The sequence below is a fragment of the Amycolatopsis sp. w19 genome, from assembly GCF_051373225.1.
In the GTDB taxonomy this organism is placed as follows: Bacteria; Actinomycetota; Actinomycetes; order Mycobacteriales; family Pseudonocardiaceae; genus Amycolatopsis; species Amycolatopsis japonica.
In genome coordinates this window covers 258679-274814 of record NZ_JBPQFM010000006.1, presented here as the reverse complement: position 1 = coordinate 274814, position 16136 = coordinate 258679, and the positions used below count along the sequence as shown (strand labels likewise).

The 16136-nt window shown below is 69.0% G+C and carries 16 protein-coding genes; 8 read left to right on the top strand and 8 right to left on the bottom strand.

Going from position 1 to position 16136, the window contains the following annotated elements:
* Positions 1-57 precede the first annotated feature (57 nt).
* Both ACSMFO_RS15985 and ACSMFO_RS15980 read left to right on the top strand, forming a co-directional pair.
* Positions 58-990 (top strand): ATP-binding cassette domain-containing protein, encoded by a 933-nt coding sequence (locus ACSMFO_RS15985; RefSeq protein WP_125735644.1) that lies wholly within the window; start codon positions 58-60, stop codon positions 988-990.
* On the top strand, positions 987-1730 hold the full coding sequence (locus ACSMFO_RS15980) for an ABC transporter permease (protein WP_038518361.1): 744 nt from the start codon (positions 987-989) through the stop codon (positions 1728-1730). The genes ACSMFO_RS15985 and ACSMFO_RS15980 overlap by 4 nt, the downstream gene beginning before the upstream one ends.
* Here ACSMFO_RS15980 and ACSMFO_RS15975 read toward each other — a convergent pair.
* The 3 genes from ACSMFO_RS15975 to ACSMFO_RS15965 all read right to left on the bottom strand — a co-directional run bounded on the left by ACSMFO_RS15975 (position 1714) and on the right by ACSMFO_RS15965 (position 6464).
* A complete protein-coding gene (locus ACSMFO_RS15975) occupies positions 1714-4839 on the bottom strand; it encodes a BTAD domain-containing putative transcriptional regulator (protein ID WP_436459228.1) in 3126 nt (1041 codons plus the stop codon). The genes ACSMFO_RS15980 and ACSMFO_RS15975 overlap by 17 nt on opposite strands.
* 32 nt (positions 4840-4871) lie before the next feature.
* Positions 4872-5423 (bottom strand): YbhB/YbcL family Raf kinase inhibitor-like protein, encoded by a 552-nt coding sequence (locus tag ACSMFO_RS15970; protein WP_436459280.1) that lies wholly within the window; start codon positions 5421-5423, stop codon positions 4872-4874.
* A gap of 234 nt (positions 5424-5657) precedes the next feature.
* The gene (locus ACSMFO_RS15965; RefSeq protein WP_436459226.1) at positions 5658-6464 is read right to left on the bottom strand and encodes an NBR1-Ig-like domain-containing protein; all 807 of its coding nucleotides are present in this window, start codon (positions 6462-6464) and stop codon (positions 5658-5660) included.
* Positions 6465-6674: 210 nt separating this feature from the next.
* Between ACSMFO_RS15965 and ACSMFO_RS15960 the strand changes: the two genes are divergently transcribed.
* Positions 6675-7493, top strand: coding sequence for a peptidoglycan-binding domain-containing protein (locus ACSMFO_RS15960; protein ID WP_037346325.1), 819 nt, complete (start codon positions 6675-6677; stop codon positions 7491-7493).
* Positions 7494-7541: 48 nt separating this feature from the next.
* Here ACSMFO_RS15960 and ACSMFO_RS15955 read toward each other — a convergent pair whose 3' ends face one another.
* Positions 7542-8216, bottom strand: coding sequence for a helix-turn-helix domain-containing protein (locus tag ACSMFO_RS15955; protein WP_436459224.1), 675 nt, complete (start codon positions 8214-8216; stop codon positions 7542-7544).
* A 121-nt stretch (positions 8217-8337) separates the two neighbouring features.
* Here ACSMFO_RS15955 and ACSMFO_RS15950 point away from each other — a divergent pair, with 121 nt between their 5' ends.
* Positions 8338-9153 carry an oxidoreductase gene (locus tag ACSMFO_RS15950; RefSeq protein WP_436459223.1) on the top strand — a complete coding sequence of 272 codons (816 nt, stop codon included), beginning with the start codon at positions 8338-8340 and terminating at the stop codon, positions 9151-9153.
* 1 nt (position 9154) lies between these two features.
* Here the strand turns inward: ACSMFO_RS15950 and ACSMFO_RS15945 are convergent, their stop codons facing one another.
* Complete coding sequence (locus tag ACSMFO_RS15945) at positions 9155-9376, bottom strand: hypothetical protein (RefSeq protein WP_436459222.1); 222 nt, start codon at positions 9374-9376, stop codon at positions 9155-9157.
* Positions 9377-9438: 62 nt separating this feature from the next.
* On the bottom strand, positions 9439-10056 hold the full coding sequence (locus ACSMFO_RS15940; RefSeq protein WP_436459221.1) for a TetR/AcrR family transcriptional regulator: 618 nt from the start codon (positions 10054-10056) through the stop codon (positions 9439-9441).
* Between the two features lie 67 nt (positions 10057-10123).
* Here ACSMFO_RS15940 and ACSMFO_RS15935 point away from each other — a divergent pair, with 67 nt between their 5' ends.
* From ACSMFO_RS15935 to ACSMFO_RS15920, 4 genes are all read left to right on the top strand, one after another.
* Positions 10124-10753: an MSMEG_1061 family FMN-dependent PPOX-type flavoprotein gene (locus ACSMFO_RS15935; protein WP_436459220.1), complete on the top strand. Its 630-nt coding sequence runs from the start codon at positions 10124-10126 to the stop codon at positions 10751-10753.
* 13 nt (positions 10754-10766) lie between these two features.
* On the top strand, positions 10767-11654 hold the full coding sequence (locus ACSMFO_RS15930; RefSeq protein ID WP_436459279.1) for a PDR/VanB family oxidoreductase: 888 nt from the start codon (positions 10767-10769) through the stop codon (positions 11652-11654).
* A gap of 10 nt (positions 11655-11664) precedes the next feature.
* Positions 11665-12621 carry an alpha/beta hydrolase gene (locus ACSMFO_RS15925; protein ID WP_436459218.1) on the top strand — a complete coding sequence of 319 codons (957 nt, stop codon included), beginning with the start codon at positions 11665-11667 and terminating at the stop codon, positions 12619-12621.
* Between the two features lie 84 nt (positions 12622-12705).
* Entirely contained in the window at positions 12706-13002 is a 297-nt protein-coding gene (locus tag ACSMFO_RS15920; protein ID WP_016331847.1) for a DUF1540 domain-containing protein, read from the top strand.
* Between the two features lie 131 nt (positions 13003-13133).
* Here the strand turns inward: ACSMFO_RS15920 and ACSMFO_RS15915 are convergent, their stop codons facing one another.
* Both ACSMFO_RS15915 and ACSMFO_RS15910 read right to left on the bottom strand, forming a co-directional pair.
* Positions 13134-13802: a VCBS repeat-containing protein gene (locus ACSMFO_RS15915; RefSeq protein ID WP_436459216.1), complete on the bottom strand. Its 669-nt coding sequence runs from the start codon at positions 13800-13802 to the stop codon at positions 13134-13136.
* A 153-nt stretch (positions 13803-13955) separates the two neighbouring features.
* Complete coding sequence (locus tag ACSMFO_RS15910) at positions 13956-16136, bottom strand: RICIN domain-containing protein (RefSeq protein WP_436459215.1); 2181 nt, start codon at positions 16134-16136, stop codon at positions 13956-13958.

The following is a 16136-nucleotide window of genomic DNA, read 5'->3' as shown; positions in this document are numbered from 1 at the left end:
CACCCGTGTCAGCGCCGTGGCGGGGCCGTGTCAGCGCGGCCTTCCAAAGTGGTGCCCATGAACGACACAGCGATCGCGGTCTCCGGACTGCGCAAGACCTTCGGCGACAAGGTCGTGCTCGACGGCATAGACCTCGAAGTCCAGGCGGGCACCATCTTCTCCCTGCTCGGCCCGAACGGGGCGGGGAAGACCACGACGGTGAACCTGCTGACCACCCTGATGAAGGCCGACGGCGGCACCGCGAAGGTCGCGGGCCACGACCTGGTGACCGAGGCCAAGGCGGTGCGTGCCGCGATCGGCGTCACCGGCCAGTTCGCGGCGGTCGACGAGCTGCTGACCGGCCAGGAAAACCTCCAGCTGATGGTGGACCTGAGCCGCGGGAAAGCGGGCAAGAACGTCGTGTCCGAGCTGCTGGAACGCTTCGACCTGGTGGAATCGGCGCGCAAGCCGGCGTCGACCTACTCCGGCGGTATGCGCCGGAAGCTGGATCTGGCGATGACGCTCGTCGGCGATCCGCGGATCATCTTCCTCGACGAGCCCACCACGGGCCTGGACCCGCGCAGCCGTCGCACGATGTGGTCGATCATCCGCGAGCTGGTGGCGGGCGGCGTGACCGTCTTCCTCACCACCCAGTACCTCGAGGAAGCCGACCAGCTCGCCGACCGGATCGCGGTCCTCGACCAGGGCCGCCTGGTCGCACAGGGCACGCCCGCCGAGCTCAAGCGCCGGATGCCCGGCACGCACGTCCGGCTCCACTTCACCACCGTCGCCGAACTCGACGCGGCGGCCCGGATCTTCCCCGGAGCCACCCGCGACGACGAGGAACTCGACCTGCGGATCCCCAGCGACGCCGGGACGAAATCCCTGCGCTCGCTGCTCGACCGGCTCGACGAGTACTCGATCGCCGCCGAGGAGTTCTCCGTCCACACCCCTGATCTCGATGACGTTTTCCTCGCCCTGACCGGCCACGACACGGAGGCAGCCCGATGAACTCCCCCTCGACGGTGATGTTGCGCCGTAACTTCAAGCACCTCGTCCGCAACCCGACCTCGGTGTTCAACGCGATCCTGATGCCGGTGGTGATGATGCTGATGTTCGTCTACGTCTTCGGGGACGCGTTCAGCGTCGGCGTCGACTACATCGACTACGCGACACCGGGTTTGATGCTGCTGGCCGTCTGCTACGGCCTCGGGGCCACCGCGACCGCGGTGAACTCCGACATGACCAAGGGCATCATCAACCGGTTCAAGGTCATGGACGTCTCCCGCGGCGCCGTGCTTACCGGGCACGTCATCGCCAGCGTGCTGACCAACCTGGTCGCCATCGCGGCGCTCACCGGGGTGGCCTTCCTGCTCGGCTTCTCGCCGGCGGCCGGTTTCCTCGACTGGCTCGGCGTGGTCGGCATCGTCGTCCTGCTCGGTTTCGCGGCGGCCTGGCTCACGGTCGCGCTGGGACTGGCGGCGAAATCCCCGGAAACCGCGGGGATGGCCTCGGTGCCGCTGGTCATGCTGCCGTTCTTCAGCAGCGCGATCGTGCCCGCCGAGAAGATGGGACCGGGGCTCCGAGAGTTCGCCCAGTACCAGCCCTTCACGCCGATCATCGAGACCCTGCGCGGGCTTCTCAACGGGGCACCCGCCGCGGGCGACGTGCTCCCGGCCCTCGGCTGGTGCGCCGGGATCGCGCTCGCCGGATACCTGTGGGCGTCCTCGACGTTCAAGAAGCGAGCGTGACCTCGGCCAGCTGTTTCCAGTCCGCCGCAGCGCCTTCTCGCGCCGCCTCCGCGAACTTCGCTTCGCCGAGGCGGCGCAGCACTGTCTCCTCGATGCGGGTCACGTCCGGCCGGGACCGGTCCGGCAGCCCGCGCAGTTCGTCGGCCGCCCCGAGCAGCCGCGCGGCCTGCTCGGCATCGTCTTGGCGCAGGGCCAGATCCGCGATCCCGACGAGCACGTGGGCGATCAAGGGCTGGTACTGCACTTCACGTGCCGCCTGATAGGCCGATTCCCGGTGTTCACGGGACCGGCCGAGATCGTCGGTGAAGTAGGCGCGAAGGTCGTGGGTGATGGCACGGACGTGTCCCAATCCCGCTTCGTCGCCCATCACGGTCGTCGCGAAGTCGAGCTGCTTCGCCGCTTCCTCGGTTTCGCCACGCCAGTGGAGGAGTTCAGCCTGCGAGAGGGCGAACATGCCCAGGGCGCCCGGCCAGGTGACCCGCTCGGCGCGCCGTTCCGCATCGGCCGCGGCGGCGGCGCTGGCCTCCTCGTCGCCCATCAGCCAGAACAGCTGTGCCTGTCGCGACCGCAGCCGGATCAGGTCCTCGACGGAACCGACCTCGGTCACCACCGTGACCGCCTGTTCGTAGTACTCGCACGCGGTGGCGAACTCGCCGCGCGTGGCGAGCCGGTCCGCCAGTTCGGTCAGGGCGAACGAGATCCCGAACCGTTCCCCGATGGCCCGGAACTCGCTGAGCGCCCCCTCGAGATATTCGTCCGCCTCCCGGCCGGGATGGCCGAGCGAGGCCCGCATCTTGCCGAGGTGCAGCCTGCCCAGCGCGCGGACCCAAGGGTTTTCGTCCGACAGCACCGGTTCCCACGCGGACAGCGCCTCGTCCCCGGCCAGCATGCGTTCCAGCGGGACGACGAGGCCCAGCAGCGGATGCTTCTTCTCGGTGCGCGTGCCCAGCCGGTACGACTCGTGGATCCACTTCGCCGCGGTGTGCTCGTCGGCGAAACCGGAACTCACGAAGAGCGAGACGAGCCCGTACACGACGGCCGCGATCTCTTCCGGCACCTCGCCCGGCGTTTTGACGGCCGCGCTGACCAGCTCCATGCCTTCCGTGCGATGCCCGCTGAGCCACCAGTACCAGCCACAGGCCGCCGCGAGCCGCATCGCTTCCGGCGCTTCGCCCGCCGTGAGGGCGCCGCGCATCGCGGCGGTGATGTTGTCGTGCTCGGCGTTGAGCTTGGCGAGCCATTCCAGCTGCTCGGCCTGGCGGAGCATCGGCTCCGCGGTCTCGGCGAGGCCGGTGAAATACGCGAGATGCGCGTGGCGCGCCAGCAGCGTTCCGTCCGCCTCGGCGAGCCGTCGCGCGGCGTACTCCTTGATCGTGCCGAGCATCCGGTAGCGCGGAGCCTCGTCGCCCGCGGAGACCAGCAGCGATTTCTCGGTCAGCGCGGTGAGCAGTTCGAGGACCTCGTACTCCTCGACGGCCTCGCTGACGCAGACCCGCTCGGCCGCTTCCAGGCTCGCCCCGCCCGAGAACACCGAGAGACGGCACAGGACCGTCCGTTCGGCGTCGGACAGCAGCTCCCAGCTCCAGTCGACCATGGCGCGCAACGTCCGGTGCCGGGGCAGCGCGGTCCGGCTGCCGCCGGTGAGCAGGCGGAACCGATCGTCGAGCCGGTTCGCGAGCTGCTCGACGGACATCGTGCGCAGCCTGGCCGCGGCCAGTTCGATCGCCAGCGGCATCCCGTCCAGGATCCGGCACACGCGCGCCATCGTGGCGAGAGTGGTCTTGTCGGCCACGAAATCCTTGCGCACCGCGCTCGCCCGGTCCCGCAGCAACCGGACGGCGGGCGAGGCTTCGATCTCGCCGGGGGCGGCGTGCCGGTCCGGGACGGCCAGCGGCACGACATGCCACAACGTCTCGCCGGTGATGCCGAGCGGCTCCCGGCTCGTCGCCAGTATCCGGAGACGGCGGCATTCCCCGAGCACCCGATGGGCGAAGGCCGCGGCCGCCTCGATCACGTGCTCGCAGTTGTCCAGGATCAGCAGGACTTCCCGGTCGCGGATCGCGGCGACGACCCGTTCGGCGGGTTCGGCGTTCGAAGAGTCGCCGAGCAGCGCATCGCGGAGGCCGAGCGCCGCGAGCGTCGCCTGAGCGACGTCATCGTTGGGGCCGATGGCCGCGAGCTCGACCAGCCACGCCCCGTCCGGCAGGTCGCCGAGCACGGTACGCGCGGTTTCCGTGGCCAGCCTGGTCTTTCCCGAACCGCCGGGCCCGATCAGGGTGGTGAGCCGGTGCTCGGCGACGAGTTCGCGGACCTTGGCGACGTCGTCTTCCTTGCCGACGAAGCTGGTCAGCTCGGCGCGCACGTTGGTCTTGCGGTTCTCCTCGCGTCGTCCCAGCTCGCCTCGCAGCAGTTGGACGTGCACCGCGGACAGCTCCGGCGAGGGGTCGACGCCGAGCGCGTCGGCCAGTGCTTCCCTCGTGCGCTGGTAGACGAGCAGCGCCTCGGTGTCGCGGCCGGTCGCCGCGAGGGCCCGCAGCAGCGCGGCGACGAGCCGCTCGCGCAGCGGGTGCGCGGCCACCAGATCGGTCAGCTCGGTGACCAGGTTCGCGCCGTGCCCGAGGTCGAGTTCCGCGTCGAACCGGTCCTCCAACGCCGTCAGGCGAAGCCCTTCGAGCCGGGTGACGGCGGCGTCGAACGCGCCGCTGTCCTGCAGGCCGACGTCCTGCATGGCCGCCCCGCGCCAGAGTCCGAGCGCCTCGCGCAGCCGCCGCGGCTCCTCGTCGCCGCGAGCCTGCTCGATGAGCCGCTCGAAGCGCACGGCGTCGACGTCTTCGGGCGCCACCTTCAGCCGGTAGCCGTCGGTCTGTCCCTCGACGACGCCGTCCGGTAGCACCTTCCGCAGCCGGGAAACCAAGCGCTGCAAGGCGTTCGTCGCGTCGGCCGGGGGCTGCTCGCCCCAGATCCAGTCCACGAGCGACGCTTTCGGGACCACCCGGCCCGGCTCGAGCGCGAGGGCGATCAACAGCCCGCGTAGCCGTGCGCCCGGCACGTCGGCGAGCCCGCCGTCGTCCGTGTGCACCTCGAAGGGCCCCAGCATCCCGATCCGCATTGGGCCGATTTTGCCACGGGTGACCAGGGGACTTACGACTCGCCGGTGATCCTCGCCGAACCGATCGAAGCCGCGGTGATCGCCCTGGCGGCGGCCTGTGTCGACGAACCGGAGTTCAGGCCGGTGAGCGACGCCCGGTCGAGGGCGTGCACGACGAACTCGTAGGTGTTCACGGTCGAGGGCGAGCACGGGCCCTGGTAGCCGTAGAGGCTGGCGCTGCCGCGGTAGTAGACCTGCCTGGAGCCGGCGGGAACCGGCGGCCGGTAGACGTGCTGGACGTTCTGGGGGAGCGAGGCCGTGGCCACCGGGATGTCGTAGATGACCCAGTGGATGAGGTTGGCGTTGTCGAGGTCGCGCATGACGATCGCGTAGCTCTTCGCCGCGGCGGGAGCGCCCGACCAGGCCAGCGGTGGCGACTCGTTCTTCTTGGCCGGATCGTTCCCGCCGCCGCTGGTGCACTCGTGCACCTTGGGCATGAGGCCGCCGTTGGCGAACGCGGTGCTGGACAGGGTGAACGCGTTTTGTGCCGCCGACGCCGCGGGGGAAAGGCAGGCGGCGCCGAGGGCGAACAGGGCGCAGAACACGATTCTCGTTGCTCTCACTGGAGTCTCCCGAGGCCGTTTGTGGTTCTCGTGCGCGGAATTCAGCGTAGGGAGCCCGGAAAGCGGCGGCTAGCGCACTTTTCCGGCCGAACGAGGTGTTTTCCCCGGGCTCAGGCGCGTCTCACGCGTGATCAGAGGCGGAACTCACGTGATTGAACGGCGAACTCGCGTGATTGGGAGGCGAACACGCCGGGAATTGGGGCACGCGAAAACGGCTCAGGCGCGCACGAGCACCGAGAAGTAGATCGGCCTGCTGGCCGGGAAGAGTTCCCGGTTCTCCTCGTCGACCATCTTCCAGAAGACCTTGCAGTCGGCGGGCGCGGTCGGCGGGGCGCTCACGGTGACCGTCACCTGCACGTTCCCCTGCGGGGCGGTGTCGTTGACCGGGATCCGGTCCGGGGTGCGGCAGGCGCCGGGCGCGACCGGAAGGTCGGTGCGGCGCAGATACCGCTTCCGCCATTCGACGGTGCCGGTGTTCTTGAGTTCCCACACCTTCACGAACTGGCTGCCCGGTTTGACCACGGTGTCGTCGGGGATGGTGACGTCGGCGACGAACTTGCTGGCGTCGCCGGGATGGGGCGGCACGGACGGCTCCTGCGCGTCCGGCAGCAGGACGACCACGACGGCGGCGATCGCGGCGACGGCGATGAGGGCGAGCGTCACGAGGAGGAGTTTGGACCGTGACCGCGGCGCGGGATCCGGTTCGCGATCCGCGGAGAGCACGAGCTGGACACCCTGCCATCGGGCGTGCCATTCCTCTTCGTCACCGTCGCAGGCGCGGACGAACTCCCGGACCGTCTCCCACGGCTGCAACCGCTTGCCGGTGACGGTGAGGTGCAGGGTCGCGTGGGACACCGCGCCGGACTTCGCGGCCATCTTCCGGAAGGACGGCTCCCCGGCTCGCGTCCGGAGCTTCCGCAGTTCCTCCATGAACGCTTCGAGCTCCGGCGCCCGTTCTCCTGTTCGCGGTTCCGGCACGCTCCCCCTCGCGATCGTGTCCACCGTGACAACGTTTTTCGTCACTCTTCGCGGCTTGGTGACTATATCGCGAAGAGTGTCCGGATCGCCGCGCCGACCAGCGGGATCGGCCCGCCGCGCACGCTGTCAAACGCTGTCAACCTGCGGTTTTTGACGTCAGACGTTGCGTACAGGCGGTTCCGGGTGACACCGCTTCCGGGCCAGTGTCGGTCACGAGCTGCTCACAGGGAGCAGCCATCGAGTGAAGGAGCAGTCATGCGCAAGGTGGCAACCGCCGCGATGTTCGCCGCTCTGTCCGGGGCCACGCTGGGGATGACGGCGGCACAGCCCGCGGTGGCCGCGCCCTCGGTCAACATGGAGGCCGTGGTCAAGGCGGCCATGTGGGATCCGTACAAGGCCGACCAGTCGATCACGCCGGGCTCCGGGGAGAGCGTCAAGGTGGTCGAGCAGGCGCTGGCCGCGAAGAACCTGCTCGACAAGAAGCAGGTCGACGGGCATTTCGGCACCTCGACGGTGACCGCGTACCAGAAGTACCAGAAGTCGCTCGGGCACAGCGGCCTCGCCGCGAGCGGTCTTCCGGGCAAGGGCTCGCTGACCGAGCTGGGCAAGGGCCGCTACACGGTGACCGCGCCGATCGGCGTCGGCTCGAAGACCAGCCTGGACGGCAAGACGGTCAACAAGCGCACGGCCGACATGATCGCGGCCGCGGAGAAGAAGGCCGGGGTGAAGTTCACCATCACGCAGGGCTCGTACAACGCCGGCGGAGTGGGCGCTTCGGGCGGTACGCACGACGGCGGCGGCGCGGTCGACATCTCGGTGAACAATCTCCCGAACAAGACCGCCGCGGTGAAGGCGCTGCGCGAGGTCGGGTTCGCCGCCTGGCACCGCACGCCGAGCCAGGGCGACTGGGTCGAGCACATCCACGGCATCGCGATCAGCGACACCGACATGTCGCCGCAGGCGCAGGCCCAGGCCGGTGACTACTTCAAGGGCCTCAACGGCCTGGCGAGCCACGCCAAGGACGACGGCCCCAAGGTGAAGAAGGTGACCTGGGAGGAATTCAAGCGTGGGTGACGCCACGGCGTTCCGGACGGGGCGGGCGGCTTTCGGTCGCCCGCCCCGTCAGCGCGGGCCGGTCCGGCGCCAGTGTTCGGCCGCCTCGCTCATGTCCTCGCGCAGATGCCGGAAGAAGCGGCTGGTGGCGTCCAGCCGGGCACCTGCCGGGCCGTCGAGCAGGGCGGCACCTCGTCGGGTGACTTCAGCCCATTGGGTCATCGCTTCGAGACTCGTCTGCCAGGCGCGGTAGCCGAAGTCGTCGTCGATGACGTATCGCTGCCGCCTGCCCTCACGCTCGCGAGTGATCAGGCCGCGTTGTTCGAGCCAGCCGACGGCCTTGGACACCGACGCGGGGCTGACCTCCAGCCTGGCGACCAGTTCGGCGGCGGTGCCGCCGCCGGTGTCCGCGGTGAACAGACAGGCCAGGACTCTGGCCATCATCGCCGGGACACCGGTCGCGGTCATCGTCTCGGCGAATTCGGTTTCGAAGTCGCGCAGCGTTTCCGGGGGTCGCGGGACGCTGGCCGGCGGGCCGGGTTTGCGGCGCCGCGCCCGCCATCGCGTCGCCTGCTGCGCCTGATCCGGCCGGTAGCCGTGGGCGCCGCCGTTGCGCGACACTTCCCGGATCACGGTCGATTTGGGGCGTTCCATCCGACGGGCGATTTCGGCGTAGGAGAGCCCCGCCGACAGCCCCGACGCGATCTGCCCGCGCTCGTCGCGGGTCAGGCGGTTTCCCGGCACGCGTCCTCCGGTGCATTCAGTGGCATGGTCATTGCATCGATTCTAGGTTTTATGTTGCAGGAGTGGGAAAAACGAGCCTACGGTTTCGAAGTAACCGAAAAGATCAGGAGGTGCACCCGCGATGACGGCCAAGGTCTGCCTGGTCACCGGTGCTTCGTCGGGGATCGGCCACGCCACCGCGCTGGAACTCCTGCGCGCCGGGCACATCGTCTACGGCGCCGCGCGGCGCGTGGAGAAGATGGACGACCTCCGCGAGGCGGGCGGCCGGGTGCTGAAGATGGACGCCCGGAGCGAGGACGATCTCCGCCAGGCGGTCGGCACCGTTCTCGAAGAGCGGCAACGGATCGACGTCCTGGTCAACAACGCGGGCACCGTGCTGCACGGCGCCGTCGAAGACGTACCGCTCGACAGCGCGCGCGACCAGCTCGAAGTCAATCTCCTGGCGCCCGCCAGGCTCGTTCAGCTCGTCTTGCCCGCCATGCGGGGCGCGCGATCCGGCACGATCGTCAACGTCTCGTCGATCGGCGGCGAGATCGCCTTGCCGTTCGGCGCTTGGTACTACGCGTCGAAGCACGCGCTCGAAGCCTTCTCCGACACGCTCCGGATGGAGGTCGAGCCCTTCGGCATCGACGTCGTCATCATCCAGCCGGGGATCGTCAAGACCGAGTTCGAGGACCAGACTTCCGCGCAGCTGCGGGAAAACTCCGGCCACGGGGCGTACCGGGAGATGGCGGAAGCCATGGCGCGGCACGGTGAAACCGGGCTCAGCGACGGCTCCGACCCTTCGGTGGTCGTGGACGCCATCCGCCGCGCCATCGAAGCCGAGAAACCGGACACGCGGTACGCCGTCGGCCATCTCGCCGAGCAGCTCCTGGAACTCAACAGGACCCTGCCGGATCGCGAATTCGACCAGCTGGCCACGCGCGCGTTGAAGTAGCTTAACCGCTCGGCTGCTTCTCGGTGGCCCTCCGGCGGTGGGTGCGCGCGACACCGATCCACAGCAGGACGGAGACGACGGCGCCCGGCACCGTGGTCAGGTACACCGGCCACGCGCGGAAGCCGGACACCCACAGCATCGTGACCAGCCCGAAGGTGATCAAAGTCCAGATCAGCGCGAGTGCGCCACCTCGTCGTCTCCATCGGGCGGTGAGGTCGCGCACGCTGTCCCCAAGTCGGCTCACACCGGTGGATACCCGCTCATCGCCTGGTCGACACCCGGAAATCAGGCGCGGAGGTAGCCGGTGATCATCGCCACGAGCTCGTTCTCGAGCCGCGTGACGTCGATGGAGCCCGGCGAGGCGATGAGCTGGTGCACGGTCAGCTCCACGGTCGACGCGACGAGCCGGGCCGCGGTGTCCTTGTCCCGCACGCGGACTTCGGGGTGGCCGTGGAGCAGTTCCCGCAGATCGCCGATCATCTCCCATTCCAGCCGGGTGATGCGTTCCAGCAGTTCGCCGGAGCGGGGCGCCTGCTCGATCATGATCTGCAGCAGCCGCGGATCGTCGAGATGGTTCTCGATCACCGTGTGCACGAAAGCCCGGATGACGGTTTCGAGCGGCTCCGGTGATTCCCTGTACCGGCGCAGCGTCTCGGTGGCCCGGTCGCCGTCGAGGTGGCGGGTCAGCAACTCGGCCAGGATCGCGTCCTTGTTCGGGTAGTACTGATACAGCGAACCGATCGAGATCCGGGCCCGTTCGGCGATCCGGTTCGTCGTCCCCGCGGCGTACCCGTACTCGGCGAAAACGTGAGCAGCCGCGCTGAGGATGCGCTGCCTGGTGAGCTCGGCCCGGACCTGGCGAGGCTGTTTACGTGGCTGAAGCCGTCGTTGCTCCGACGTCATGACACTCCCGGTGAAGCGGCGTGAAAGCGAGTAGCGAGCGGGCTGAACAATTGCTCATAATTGTGCCATGACCAGCACTGATACGCGTCCGCGCAGGCTGTCGCGCGAAGAGGTCCGTGCCCGGTTGGGGGAGCCGGAGGCCATGATCAAGGCCAAGGTCCACGACCGGATCGACCGGCACGGCCACCGGTTCATCGCCCATGCCCCCTTCGTGGCGATGGCGACGTCGGACGCGACGGGCCTGCCCGACTGCTCGCCGCGCGGCGACTACCCCGGCTTCGTGAAGGTGCTCGACGAACGCACCCTGGCGATCCCCGACCGGCCGGGCAACAAACTCGCCGACTCCTTCCGCAATCTCGCGGAGAACGACGGGATCGGCCTGATGTTCGTGGTCCCCGGCGTGCGGGAGGTTTTCCGCGTCAACGGTCGCGCCTATCCGACCGACGAGCCGGACGTGCTCGCCAGGATGCGCACCGAAGGCAAACCGGCGGTCTTGGCGATCATCGTCGACGTGGTGGAGACCTTCTTCCACTGCGGCCGCGCGCTGATCCGGTCCCGGCTCTGGGATCCCGCGAGTCAGGCGCTGGCGGACGAATTGCCGCCCGTCGGCGAGGTCGCCGCCGAGCAGATGGGTCCCGGCGTCGATCCCGCGGTGCTGCAGACCATGCTCGAAACCGGCTACCGGCAGTTGTACTGAGGTGATCCCGTTGATACAGAAGACCGTTCTGGACCGCGTGGAACCGGTCGCCGAGGATGTCGTCTCGCTCGTGCTGCGCGGCGCCGAGGGGCCGTTGGCGCCCTGGGAGCCGGGCGCGCATGTCGATCTGTCCCTGCCGAATTGGCTGACCCGGCAGTATTCCCTGTGCGGGGACCCGGCGGATCGCGGCCGTTACCGGGTCGCCGTCCGCCACGACCGGCTGAGCCGGGGCGGCTCGGAGTACGTCCACCTGTTCCTGCGCGCGGGCCGGACCCTCGATGTCTCGTTGCCCCGCAACAACTTCCCGTTGCTGCCCGCCCCGGAGTACCTGTTCATCGCGGGCGGGATCGGCATCACGCCCCTCTTGCCGATGCTCGCGGCGGCGGGTGACTCGGCCAGATTGGTGTACGTCGGCAGGTCCGAAGCGACCATGCCGTTCGCCGCCGAACTCAAGGCGGCGTACGGCGACAGGGTGCGTCTGCACGCGGACGGCAGGCCGGACTTCGCCGCGCTGGCGGCCGGACTCGGCCCGGACGCGCTGGTCTACTGCTGCGGCCCCGCGTCGATGCTCGACGCGGCCGAGGCGGCGTTCCCCGCGCACCGCCTGCACCTCGAACGCTTTCGGCCGGTTGCCAAGGAATTCGCGCCCAATGTGCCGTTCGACGTGCACTGCGTTCGTTCGGGCCGGACGGTGCCGGTCGCTGCGGAGGAATCCCTGCTGGACGCCTTGAACCATGCTGGGTTCCGGATCCCGTCCGGGTGCCGCGAAGGCGTTTGCGGGAGTTGCGAGATCCGCGTCGTCGGTGGGGAGCCGGAGCACCGCGACGACATCGGGGTGCCGGACGGGCGGATGCACTGCTGTGTTTCGCGTGCGTCTTCGCGGTTGGACGTCGACCTCTAGGCTCACGCGGATGGTGGAACCCGCATACGATCCCGAACTCGCCGCCGTGCTGCCCGCGCTGAAGGGGAACGTGCCGGTCGGTATGACGGCGGATCAGCTGGAGCGGTACCGGGCGTTGCCGTTCCCGACGATCGAAGAACAGATCGGCGATCGCCCGGTCACCTGGACCGATCACACGATCCCCGGATACGGCGGCGCGGAAATCACCGTTTCGGTCATCGCGCGCCGGGATCATCGCGCCGGCGGGCCGGGGATCTACCACGTGCACGGCGGCGGAATGGTGATGGGCGACCGGTTCGCGTCGGTGGGTCCGCTCGTCGAATGGGCGATGAAGCACGACGCCGTCGCGGTCACCGTCGAATTCCGCCGCGCGCCCGAACATCCGGATCCGGTGCCGGTGGAGGACTGCTACGCCGGCCTGGAGTGGATGGCCGCGCACGCGGACGAGCTGGGCTTCGACCCTGGCAAGCTGGTCATCTTCGGCGGCAGCGGCGGAGGTGGCCTCGCCGCCGGGGTCACGCTGCTGGCACGCGACCGCGGCGGGCCGGCGCTGTGCGGCCAACTGCTCCAGTGCCCGATGATCGACGACCGGAACGACACGGGGTCCGCGCGCCGGTACGACGGCGTCGGCGTCTGGGACCGGACGAGCAACCTGACGGCGTGGACGATGGTCCTCGGCGACCGGCGAGGCGGCCCCGACGTCTCGCCGTATGCCGCCCCGGCCCGCGCGACGGATCTCGGCGGACTGCCGCCGACGTTCATCGACGTCGCCGCCGCCGAGGTGTTCCGCGACGAGGCCGTGGCGTACGCGAGCGCGATCTGGGCGGCCGGGGGAGAGGCGGAATTGCACGTCTGGGGCGGCGCGTTCCACGGCTTTTACGATCTCGCACCGGAAACGGCCGTCGCCCGATCGTGTCTCGCCGCCCGGGATTCCTGGCTGGACCGGCTGCTCGCCGGACGTGAATGAATTTCCCCGAATTGCCGCCGCACCGGGCCGGTGTAACCCTGGTCATACCGAACGACACCACCACCACGAAGTACAGGAGTCGTTATGACCACCACCGAAATGCCCGCCGTCCACGAATGCACGGTCAGCGGATGCTCATACAACCACGACGGCTGTCACGCTTTCGCCATCACGGTGGGCGGCGGCAATGGTTCAGCCGATTGCGGAACGTTCGTCCCGCTCAATACCAAGGGCGGACTCGATCGAGTGACCGCGCAGGTGGGCGCCTGCTCCCGGTCCGACTGCCGCCACAATTCCGCGCTGGAATGCACCGCTTCGAGTGTCCGGGTGGGACCGGGCGAGGGTGACCATGCCGCCAACTGTCTGACCTACGCTCCTTAGTCGCTTAGGGGCCGGAACTCGCGTGATTGAAGACGTAACTCGCGTGATGGAAAGCGGAACTCGTGAGTTCCGGCTTCGATCACGTGAGTTCGGCTCCCGATCACGCGAGTTCCGTGTCGGAGCACGGGCCGTCAGGCCCCGGGCTGGTCGCAGCTCGCGGCGTCGGTGCCCAGCACCGGGTCGGTCACCGGACGGCTCGTGATCGGGATGGTCTTCCGGGTGGTCAGCGCGCCGTCGCGAAGGGTGTAGACGGTGCGCGTGCCCGAGTAGGTGAGCGGGTCGGCGCCGACGTCGTCGGCTTCGGCCGCGACGGTTTCGAAGGTGCGGCCGCCGCCGTCGAGCGGGGTGCACTGGTAACCCAGGTGGGCGGCGATGCCACCGCCTTCGGCGACCGACAGCGGCTTGTCGTCGTTGCCGACGACCTGGGCGAGGTTGCGGCCGTCGTAGTGCAGCGCGGTGAAGAACGTGGTGTTCGCGCCGACGGACTGGGTGACGATCAGTTCCGCGCGGCCGTCGCCGTTGAGGTCGGTGACGCGCGGGGCCTCCAGCGGGACGGAGCTGTCGGCGCCGAGGTGGATCGACGTGAAGGTGCCGTGCACGGTGGCCGAGATGACCTGGTCGTCGGGGCCGGTGAGCTGCGCGGTGACGGTCTCGATCTCCCCGTCGCCGTCGAGGTCGGCCACGGTGGTGACCGGGTCGGCGGAAGGCACGCTCGCCAGCGCCGGGACGATGGCGGCCAGGCTCAGCGCCGCGACGACGCCCGTGATGGTGGTGGTGCGGATGATGCCGGTGTGCTTCATGGTGTTCTCCCTCCCACGCTTCCGGTGAACTTTTCACCGAAAGTGCTCTCATGAAGGGAGACGGTTGCGGATCATGGAAGTGCAGTGAGAGTGTGATGTGCCACACAAACGCAACCCGGGCGGCCCGCCCCCGGAGGAGCGGGCCACGCGGGGTCAGCCGATGGCCCACGCTTGCAGCGTGGAGCCCGTGTCGGCCCGTTGCGTCACGGCCGCACCGTCCGAAGTGGACGCCGTGGTCAGCAGCAGACCCGAGCGGACACTGGCGATCTTGTAGGTTCCGTTGGGCTGTTTCGTCGCGTTCCAGCGCTGGTTGGCCCCGCCGGTGCACGTCCACTGGATGACGCGCGCGCCCGCGGTGGTGGCCCCGCCTTCGACGTCGGCGCACAGTTTCGAATGCGCGTTGGTCAGCGTGTAGGAGCCGTCGGACTGTCTGGTGAACAGCCACTTCTGGTTGGCGCCCTGGTTCGGAGTCCAGGTGACCAGCGGGGTTCCGGCGGCCGTCGACGAGTCCGGGTCGTCGAGGTTCTTGCCTGACGCGGCCAGGGTGTGGACGCCGTCGAGGGTGCCCGCGCCGGCGTCGGTGAACTTCAGTGTCTGTTCGGCCGCGGTCCGGCCGCCGCCGACGGCGTCCCCGGTGGTGTCGGTCCAAGACCGCAGCGGGGTGGTCTCCGCCAGGCGTGACGTCTTGCCGGACAGGCCGAGCACGAGGCCGCTGTAGCGGTTCACCAGGCGGAAGGTCCCCTTGTCCACAGTGGACGGGATGACGAACCACTGCTGTCCGACCGTCGAAGCCGACGTTGCGGTCGGTTTCGCGCCCCACGCCCGGCCCGCCTGCACGGCGTCGACGCCCAGGAACTGTCCCGTGGCGGCGTTGGCGACGCGGTACGAGCCGTCGCCGTCGGAGGAGAACTGCCATGCTTCGCGGTCGGATCCGGTCGTGGCCGCGACCGACGTCGTCGCGGTTCCGGTGCCCTGCGCGAGAACCCGGCCGTCACCGAGGCCGATCCGGTATTTGCGGGAAGTGTCCACAGGGGACGGTGCGGGCGCCGACGACGTGATGGTCTGCGTGGTGTACTCGCCGCCCGCGTTGTTCGAGCAGGCCACCGCGCAGTACGACCGGAACTGCTTGCCGATGATGGTCGAGTTCGTCTTGTTCGCCGCGTCGACGAACCAGCGGTACCACGACTGGTTGGTGTAGCTCCCGGTGTCGCCGATGAGACGCCATTTCTGCGTCGTCAGGTCGTCGGTCACGTAATAACGCTGGGGGACGACGCTGTCCACGGCCTCCGGCGCGCCGATGTAGAGCCCGAGATGCGCGTTGTAGGCGATGTTCATGATGAACAGATCCGACTTCTTCGGCAGCTGCCCCGCGGCGATCTGCTGGGTGACGTTGCCGGTGTTGGCCGGGTCGTAGTCGTCCGCGACGGGCGTGTAGCCGGTGTCGCCCGCGGCGGACACGGGGACCATGTTGCTCTCGCGACCGCCGACGCCGGGCTGGCTCCAGCCACCGTCGAACCACTTCTGCCACGAGCCGGACGCCATCTTGGCCGAGATCGGCGAACGGGCGACGTGCGCCAGCCCGGTCATCGGGCCGCCGGCTCCGGCTTTCGGCACGATGCGCGAGCCGTAGTAGACGTAGAAATAGCCGGAGGCGGTGTCGGCGAACAGGCGCGGGTCGCCGTCGCCGTAGTCGAACGTCTGATGCGGGAACGCCGCCGTGTCACCGCGTTTCGTGCTGTACGGCGAAGTGATCGCGTGATCCTTGATGGTCCAGGTCTTGCCCTGGTCCTTCGAGACGGCCATGTCGATCGCGTCGTAATGGGAGAACGAGTACGCGCCGAACGGCTCGGGGGTGAACTCGTTGTGGATCAGGCCGTACCAGTCGCCGGTGTCCGGATCGACCCACGTGCCGACGAGGTCGCAGAAATTGCGCTGCGAATAACCCGACCCGGCGGGCGGATCGGTGGATTCCTTGCCGGTGGGGCTGTTGTTGCAGCGCCAGGTGGTGTCGTCGTTGCGGTCGGCGGGATTCGCCGGGTTCACCGCCGAACTGATCGGGTTCTTGGTGAAGCCGTCGAAATCGCGTCCGCTGTAGAAGTCCCATTCCCGCGGCTGATCCGCACCGTAGAGCGCGGCCGCCTGCTGGAAGTAGAACGTGCCGTCCTTGTCGACATAGGTACTCGCCGGGGTGTCGGTGGTCGGGCTGAACGACTTCTTGGCATCGACCGTGATGGTGTACGTCGCGTCCGGCGGCGCGGCGTCGGACGACACCGGTACCACCGTGGTCGCCGCCACGGCCAAGGCCGCGGCGCCGAGAAGAGGCAGGGTCCGCAT

Excerpts from the sequence above, each read along its gene's own strand:
- ACSMFO_RS15985 (WP_125735644.1), top strand. The coding sequence starts at position 58 with ATGAACGACACAGCGATCGCGGTCTCCGGACTGCGCAAGACCTTCGGC.
- ACSMFO_RS15915 (WP_436459216.1), bottom strand. The coding sequence starts at position 13,802 with ATGAAGCACACCGGCATCATCCGCACCACCACCATCACGGGCGTCGTC.
- ACSMFO_RS15925 (WP_436459218.1), top strand. The coding sequence starts at position 11,665 with ATGGTGGAACCCGCATACGATCCCGAACTCGCCGCCGTGCTGCCCGCG.
- ACSMFO_RS15975 (WP_436459228.1), bottom strand. The coding sequence starts at position 4,839 with ATGCGGATCGGGATGCTGGGGCCCTTCGAGGTGCACACGGACGACGGC.
- ACSMFO_RS15935 (WP_436459220.1), top strand. The coding sequence starts at position 10,124 with ATGACCAGCACTGATACGCGTCCGCGCAGGCTGTCGCGCGAAGAGGTC.
- ACSMFO_RS15960 (WP_037346325.1), top strand. The coding sequence starts at position 6,675 with ATGCGCAAGGTGGCAACCGCCGCGATGTTCGCCGCTCTGTCCGGGGCC.
- ACSMFO_RS15910 (WP_436459215.1), bottom strand. The coding sequence starts at position 16,136 with ATGCGGACCCTGCCTCTTCTCGGCGCCGCGGCCTTGGCCGTGGCGGCG.
- ACSMFO_RS15980 (WP_038518361.1), top strand. The coding sequence starts at position 987 with ATGAACTCCCCCTCGACGGTGATGTTGCGCCGTAACTTCAAGCACCTC.
- ACSMFO_RS15940 (WP_436459221.1), bottom strand. The coding sequence starts at position 10,056 with ATGACGTCGGAGCAACGACGGCTTCAGCCACGTAAACAGCCTCGCCAG.
- ACSMFO_RS15950 (WP_436459223.1), top strand. The coding sequence starts at position 8,338 with ATGACGGCCAAGGTCTGCCTGGTCACCGGTGCTTCGTCGGGGATCGGC.
- ACSMFO_RS15920 (WP_016331847.1), top strand. The coding sequence starts at position 12,706 with ATGACCACCACCGAAATGCCCGCCGTCCACGAATGCACGGTCAGCGGA.